Genomic DNA, 280 nt, shown 5'->3' with positions numbered 1-280 from the left:
CGCCTGTCCTTTGCGGTGCCGCCGGGCGGCGCGGCGTTGGTCACCGGCCCCAACGGCATTGGCAAATCGAGCCTGATCCGCGTTGCCGCCGGGCTGTTGCGGCCCGCCAGCGGCGAGATCGTGGGAGCGGCAACCCGCACGCTGATGGCCGAAGCCGCCGCGCTCGATGCCGCGCGCCCCTTGCGCGATGCGCTCGGCTTTTGGGCGGCGCTGGATGCCGACCCAGCCGATCCGCACGGGCGCGTCGCCCAGGCCCTTCATGCGGTCGGCCTGTCGCACA

General features: G+C 73.9%; 1 protein-coding gene. It reads left to right on the top strand.

What is annotated here, in order from left to right; translation table 11 throughout:
* On the top strand, positions 1-280 hold a 280-nt coding region (locus DL891_RS16930; protein WP_157962616.1), incomplete at both ends, for an ATP-binding cassette domain-containing protein.

Origin of the sequence: Homoserinimonas sp. OAct 916, assembly GCF_003260275.1 — a bacterium.
Lineage (GTDB): Bacteria > Actinomycetota > Actinomycetes > Actinomycetales > Microbacteriaceae > OACT-916.
This window is presented reverse-complemented; position numbering and strand designations above follow the sequence as displayed.